The sequence below is a fragment of the Ramlibacter sp. genome, from assembly GCF_013697775.1.
Classification (GTDB): Bacteria; Pseudomonadota; Gammaproteobacteria; order Burkholderiales; family Burkholderiaceae_C; genus Ramlibacter.
In genome coordinates, this window is the sequence record NZ_JACCWG010000117.1 from 1 (window position 1) to 6,029 (window position 6,029).

7 protein-coding genes and 1 pseudogene are annotated in these 6,029 nt (G+C 69.7%); 2 read left to right on the plus strand and 6 right to left on the minus strand.

Annotated elements, in window-relative coordinates:
* The coding region (locus H0U68_RS06140) for a hypothetical protein (protein ID WP_296353695.1) at positions 1-407 on the minus strand (407 nt) is incomplete at its 3' end.
* A gap of 236 nt (positions 408-643) precedes the next feature.
* Between H0U68_RS06140 and H0U68_RS06145 the strand changes: the two genes are divergently transcribed.
* Both H0U68_RS06145 and H0U68_RS06150 read left to right on the plus strand, forming a co-directional pair.
* Positions 644-829: a CopG family transcriptional regulator gene (locus tag H0U68_RS06145; RefSeq protein ID WP_296353696.1), complete on the plus strand. Its 186-nt coding sequence runs from the start codon at positions 644-646 to the stop codon at positions 827-829.
* A 67-nt stretch (positions 830-896) separates the two neighbouring features.
* Positions 897-1,082: a ribbon-helix-helix protein, CopG family gene (locus tag H0U68_RS06150; protein ID WP_296353698.1), complete on the plus strand. Its 186-nt coding sequence runs from the start codon at positions 897-899 to the stop codon at positions 1,080-1,082.
* A gap of 38 nt (positions 1,083-1,120) precedes the next feature.
* On the opposite strand, the gene H0U68_RS06155 is transcribed toward H0U68_RS06150, so the two are convergent.
* The 5 genes and pseudogenes from H0U68_RS06155 to H0U68_RS06175 form a co-directional block, all read right to left on the minus strand.
* The gene (locus H0U68_RS06155; protein ID WP_296353700.1) at positions 1,121-1,960 is read right to left on the minus strand and encodes an SDR family oxidoreductase; all 840 of its coding nucleotides are present in this window, start codon (positions 1,958-1,960) and stop codon (positions 1,121-1,123) included.
* On the minus strand, positions 1,957-2,607 hold the full coding sequence (locus H0U68_RS06160) for a 2-dehydro-3-deoxy-6-phosphogalactonate aldolase (protein WP_296353702.1): 651 nt from the start codon (positions 2,605-2,607) through the stop codon (positions 1,957-1,959). The genes H0U68_RS06155 and H0U68_RS06160 overlap by 4 nt, the downstream gene beginning before the upstream one ends.
* A gap of 2 nt (positions 2,608-2,609) precedes the next feature.
* Entirely contained in the window at positions 2,610-3,497 is an 888-nt protein-coding gene (locus H0U68_RS06165) for a 2-dehydro-3-deoxygalactonokinase (protein WP_296353703.1), read from the minus strand.
* Complete coding sequence (locus H0U68_RS06170) at positions 3,494-4,420, minus strand: sugar kinase (RefSeq protein WP_296353705.1); 927 nt, start codon at positions 4,418-4,420, stop codon at positions 3,494-3,496. Before H0U68_RS06170 ends, H0U68_RS06165 begins: the two co-directional genes overlap by 4 nt.
* Positions 4,421-4,459: 39 nt before the next feature.
* Positions 4,460-6,029, minus strand: a pseudogene (locus tag H0U68_RS06175) (IlvD/Edd family dehydratase); the annotation flags it as partial.

A 6,029-nucleotide genomic window follows, 5' to 3' on the forward strand; every position in this document is an offset into this window, starting at 1 on the left:
TGCAGCAGGCGCACGGTGGCCGCCACGCGCGCGAGCGCCGCCGCCAGCTGCTGCGGCGCTTCCAGCGCGCTCCAGTTGGTCGGCGCGCCATGGCGCTCCATGTGGCCGCGCAGCAGCAGCTCGGTCAGCTCGCCATGCGTGCGGGACACGTCCATCATTTCGGCGAACAGCTCGGGAAAGTGCGCGCGCTGCACCGCCCGCGCCTGCTCCAGCTTGCCCCACAGCGTCTGCGCGTCGAATTCGGCGGCCTGCTGCAGCGCCATGCCGTCCAGATAGCTGTCCAGCAGGCCGCACAGCGAGCGGCCGGCCGCGGCACGCCCGGAATTGCGCCCGCGGATCGCCCAGGCGAACACCACCGCGCCGAGCGCGGCGGCGCCAAGAGAAAGCAGGAGCAGCAGGGACGTCACGTGGCTGAGCAGGCGGTGAAAAGGCAAATGTAGTTTGCTTGTGCCGCGCCTGCAATTTGCCGTTGATGCACATGCGCAAACGCCAGCTCGGCTGATGACTCAGCCTACAGAAGCCTCAGCGGCTGCCGTGTGCAAGCTGGCGCCGCGTCCGGCCGGCAGCCGCGCCAAAGCACTACCATTGGAAGCACATGACAGGTGCACAGTATTATCATGTTTGGAACTGCACAGGTTATTGAATGGAAGAGAGACCAGCCCGTCTGACAGTCTTGATCGACCCCGACAAGAAGAGAGCGTTTGAAGAGGTATGCGCTGCCCAGGACATCACCGCATCGCAGGTGGTGCGGCAGCTGATCAAGGACTATTTGAAGAAGCACGGCGTGGAGTACACGCCGAGCCTGCAGGAGAAGAAACCCCACGGATGAGCCTCAGCTCGTAGGGTCAGGGCGGAAAACAAATTACAATCTGATTAACATCAGAACCTGCTTGCCCATGGAGCTCAAGACCGCAAGGCTCACCGTCCTGATCGACCCTTCCAAGAAAAAAGCGTTCGAGGACCTGTGCCGCGCGCAGGACATGACGCCGTCGCAGGTGATCCGCCGGCTCATTCGCGACTACATGGAAACGCAGGCTCCCGCCGCTGCCCCCAAGCCTGGGGCGCGCAAGCAGGCCCGCTGAAGAGCGCCCGCAGTGCAGCTGGGCGCGCGCCCTTACCCTTACACCGCTACGGTGTAGTTGAGCGTCATCCGCCCGCCGTCGATCACCACGATCTCTCCCGTCACGTAGCTGGACGCGTCGCTCGCCAGCCACGCCACCACGTCCGCCACTTCGGCCGGTTCGCCCAGGCGCTTCATCGGCGTGCGGCTCATCACGCGCTTCTTGGCATCCTCGCTGGTCAGCGCGGCCTTGGCCGCCAGCTCGGTGGCAATGGTGCCGGGCGCTACCGCGTTCACGCGGATGCCGTGGTCGGCCAGCGACAGCGCCATCACGCGGGTGAGCTGGTTGATGCCGCCCTTGCTGACGTTGTAGCTGGCGATGCTGGGAATCGTGAGCACGGCGTTGACCGAGCTCATGTTGACGATGGCGCCGCGCGACGCATGGCCGTTGGCGTCCATGCGCGGCGTGTTCTTCGCCATCTCGCGTGCGGCAGCCTGGCCGGCCAGGAACGAGCCCTTCAGGTTGACGCGCAGCACCGCGTCGAAATCCGCCTCGCTGATGTCGAGGAAGTCGGACGCCTTGAAGATGCCGGCGTTGTTCACCAGCACGTCGATGCGCCCCAGGCTCAGCAGCGTCTGCGCCATCAGTGTGTCCACCTCGGCCTTGTTGCCCACGTCGCAATGCACGTACAGGCCGTCCAGCTCGGCGGCGACCGCGCGGCCGCGCTCGTCGTCCACGTCGGACACCACCACCCGCGCGCCCTCGCGCGCGAAGCGCCGGGCGCAGGCTTCGCCGATGCCTTGCGCCGCGCCGGTGACCACGCAGACGCGGCCGGCCAGGCCGAAGGAAATGGGAGACGCGGGAGTCGGGGAAAAGGAGGAGGCGTTGGTGCTGTTCATGCGCGAATCGTACCCGCCCAGGCGGCGACGAATTCGCGCGCGTTCTCGCGCAGCGTGTCGATGGCCATGCCGGGCTTGTACAGGGCCGAGCCCAGGCCCGCGCCGTTGGCACCGGCGTCCATGTAGGTGCGCAGGTTGGCGGTGGAGATGCCGCCCACCGGCAGCAGCAGGGCCGACGCCGGAAGCACCGCGCGCATGGCTTTCACGGCCGCCGGCGGAATGGCCTCGGCGGGGAACAGCTTGAGCGCGGTGGCGCCGGCGTCCAGCGCGGCGAAGGCTTCGGTCGGCGTCGCCACACCGGGCGCGCAGGCCAGGCCCAGTGCGACGGCGCGCCGCACGACCTCCGGATTGAAGTTGGGCGCGACCACCAGCTGCGCGCCGGCGTCGTGCGCCTCATCGACCTGGCGCGCGGTCAGCACCGTGCCGGCGCCGACCAGGGCGGCGCCGTTCAGCCGCGACAGCTGCCGGATGCTTTGCAGCGGCTGCGGCGAATTCAGCGGCACCTCGATCAGGCGGAAGCCGGCACCGAACAGGGCGTCGCCGGCGGCGTCCGCCTCCGGCGGCGCCAAGCCGCGCAGGATGGCCACCAGGGGGCACTGCGCAAGCAGGCCGGCAAAACGTTCGGCAGGGCGTACGGAAGACGTCATGGTTACTCCAGCGTGTCGGCGATGGCCCGCAGGCCCGCCCAGGTGGCTTCGGGGCCGACGCTGCGCGCCTGCACGCCCCAGGCGCCGAGCGCCAGCGCATAGCGCTGCGTGAGCGCCGGCGCGCCGACCAGCACCAGCGGCGCGTCGCCTTCATGTACCTGGCTGCGCAGCTCTTCGCCGATGACCAAGCCCGAAAGATAGCTGGGCAGCGCATCCGCTTGCATGCGGTCGAACAGCGCCAGCGTGCGCGCGCTGAACGCGGCGTGCAGCAGGTTGCCGCAGGCCCGCGCATGCGCCACGCCGCGGCGGAACGCCTCTTCGTTCAGCGCGCCGTCCTCCTCCGGCATGGTGCGCGCGAGCAGCGAGTGATGGCGCAGCAGCGCGTAGAACTCGCCCGTCATGAAGGTGGAGAACGATGCGATGCGGCCGCCCTCGGCGCGCGCCCATTTGCTGTGCGTGCCGGGCAGCACCAACGTCGCGCGATCGGTGCCGATGCCCAGCAGGCGCAGCGCGCCCACGACCTGGGTTTCCTCGCCGCGCATCACGTCGGGCACGCTGTCGTGCTCGCAGCGCAGGCCCGGCACGATGGCGATGCGCTGCGGCTCGATCCACGCGAGGCTGCCTGCCAGCGCGTCCTGCCCCGCGGGGCAGGCGCAGTACGGCGCCTCCTGCCAGCCCTGGCGGCTGCCCGCCATGCCGCAGATGAGGGCGCGCTGCGCCTGCTGCATCCAGTCGCCGCACAGTTCGTCGAACACGGCGCGAAAGCCGCCGGTTGGCACGGTCATGATGCCGCGCTGCGCGCTGCGCTCCTGCAGCACCTCGCCGCTGTCCGACAGCAGCACCGCACGCAGCGAGGACGTGCCCCAATCGACGGCGACCAGCGTGTTCACAGCAGCGCCCGCACCTGTTCGGGCCGCGGCAGCGGCGCGACCGCGCCCCAGCCCTGCACCGCAAGCGCTGCTGCGGCATTGGCGTAGCGCGCGGCGTCGAACGCGTTGTCGCCGGCCGCGAGCCGCGCCAGGAAGTTGCCGGCGAAGCAGTCGCCCGCGCCCGTGGCGTCCACCGCATCGACCCGCAGCGGCGCCATGGTGTGCATGCGCGCGCCGTCGCTGACGATGCTGCCCTGCGCGCCCAGTTTGAGCACGATGGTGCGCGCGCCGAGCGCATGGCCCCAGGCGATCACCGCCTGCGGGTCCTGCAGGCCGGTGAGCAGGGCGATCTCGTCCAGGCTGGGCAGGAAGATGTCGGCCAGGGACACGGCCTGTTCCATCGCCGGGCGCGCCTCCTCCAGCGTCCACAGCTTGAGCCGCAGGTTGGCGTCGAAGGAAATCAGCGTGCCGTTCTCGCGCGCGACGGCCATCGCGGCGAACGCGGCATTGCGCGCCTCGCGCGAAATGGCCAGCGAGATGCCGGAGACGTGCAGGATGCGCGCTTCGCGGATCAGGCCCGCCGCCGGCCCATCGCGCAGCCACTGCGCCGACATGCGGGCCGCGGCCGAACCGGCGCGGCGGTAGGTGAATTCGTGGCCGGCCGGGCCGTGGCTGACGAAGTACAGGCCCGTGGGCGCCTGCGCATCGGCCTCGACGCCCGAGGTGTCCACGCCTTCGGCCTGCCACAGCGCCAGCAGGTCGCGGCCGAACACGTCGTCGCCGACGCGGCTGAGATAGGCCGTGCGCGCACCGGCGCGCGCGGCGGCGATGGCCGCGTTGCTGGTGTCGCCGCCGAAGCCCTGCAGGTAGTGCGGCTCGCCGGGCCGGGTCTGGTTGAACTCGACCATGCCCTCGCCGAGCGCGGCGATGTCGAAACGCTTCAAGCGCGCTCCCCGATCAATGAACGATCAGCGATTGTGGCGTCAATGGTTGTCCCGCGGCACGGCCGAGCCGCGCTTGCCCACAAGGAAGTCCAGGTCCACGCCTTCGTCGGCCTGCAGCACGTGGTCCACGTACAGCTTCCAGTAGCCGGAATCCATCGGCGGCTTCGGCGCGGTCCATGCGGCGCGGCGGCTTGCCAGCTCCTCGTCGCTCACGTGCAGGTGGATGCGGCGCTGGGGCACGTCGAGTTCGACCATGTCGCCGTTCTTCACCAGCGCCAGCGGGCCGCCGGCCGCGGCCTCGGGCGCGGTGTGCAGCACCACGGTGCCGTAGGCCGTGCCGCTCATGCGCGCGTCGCTGATGCGCACCATGTCCGTGATGCCGCGGCGCAGCACCTTGGGCGGCAGCGGCATGTTGCCGACTTCGGCCATGCCGGGGTAGCCCTTGGGGCCGCAGTTCTTCAGCACCATGACGCAGGTCTCGTCGATGTCCAGGTCCTCGTCGTCGATGCGTCGGTGGAAATCGTCCGAGTTCTCGAACACCACGGCCCGGCCGGTGTGCACCATCAGCGCCGGCGTGGCCGCGCTCGGCTTGATCACGGCGCCGCGCGGCGCCAGGTTGCCGCGCAGCACGGCGATGCCGGCCTTGTCCTTGAACGGCGTGGCCAGCGGCTGGATCACCTCGGTGTTCCAGTTCTGCGCGTCGGCGATGTTCTGGCCGATGGTCTGGCCGTTGGCGGTGACCGCGTCCAGGTGCAGGTGCTGCGCGATTTCCTTCATCACCACCGGCAGGCCGCCCGCGTAGCAGAAGTCCTCCATCAGGTACTTGCCGGAAGGCTGCAGGTTCAGCAGGCAGGGCATCTCGCTGCCCAGGCGGTCGAAGTCCTCCAGGACGAGTTCCACGCCGATGCGCCGCGCCACCGCGATCAGGTGGATCACCGCGTTGGTCGAGCCGCCGATGGCGGCCAGCGTCTTGATGGCGTTCTCGAAGGCCTCGCGCGTGAGAATGGAAGAGAGCTTCTGGTCGGCATGCACCATGTCCACCACGCGCCGGCCCGCCATGCGCGCCAGCACGTTGCGCCGGCCGTCCACCGCGGGATAGGCTGCGTTGCCGGGCAGGCCGACGCCGAGCGCCTCCACCATGCTGGCCATCGTGGACGCCGTGCCCATCGTCATGCAGTGGCCGTGGCTGCGGTGCATGCAGCCCTAGGCGTCGAAGAACTCCTCGAGCTTCAGCGTGCCGGCGCGCACCTGCTCGCTCATGCTCCAGACGCCGGTGCCGGAGCCGAGCTCCTTGCCGCGCCACTTGCCGTTCAGCATCGGCCCGCCGGAGACGCCGATCGTCGGCAGGTCGGCGCTGGCCGCGCCCATGACGAGCGAGGGGGTCGTCTTGTCGCAGCCCATGAGCAGCACGACGCCGTCGAGCGGATTGCCGCGGATCGACTCCTCGACGTCCATGCTGGCGAGGTTGCGGTAGAGCATCGCCGTCGGCCTGAGCAGCGTCTCGCCCAGCGACATCACCGGGAACTCGAACGGGAATCCGCCGGCTTCGTAGACGCCGATCTTGACCTGCTCTGCCAGGGTCCGGAAATGCGAGTTGCAGGGCGTGAGC

Coding starts and splice junctions, on each gene's coding strand:
- H0U68_RS06150 (WP_296353698.1), top strand. CDS start 897: ATGGAGCTCAAGACCGCAAGGCTCACCGTCCTGATCGACCCTTCCAAG.
- H0U68_RS06155 (WP_296353700.1), bottom strand. CDS start 1,960: ATGAACAGCACCAACGCCTCCTCCTTTTCCCCGACTCCCGCGTCTCCC.
- H0U68_RS06145 (WP_296353696.1), top strand. CDS start 644: ATGGAAGAGAGACCAGCCCGTCTGACAGTCTTGATCGACCCCGACAAG.
- H0U68_RS06160 (WP_296353702.1), bottom strand. CDS start 2,607: ATGACGTCTTCCGTACGCCCTGCCGAACGTTTTGCCGGCCTGCTTGCG.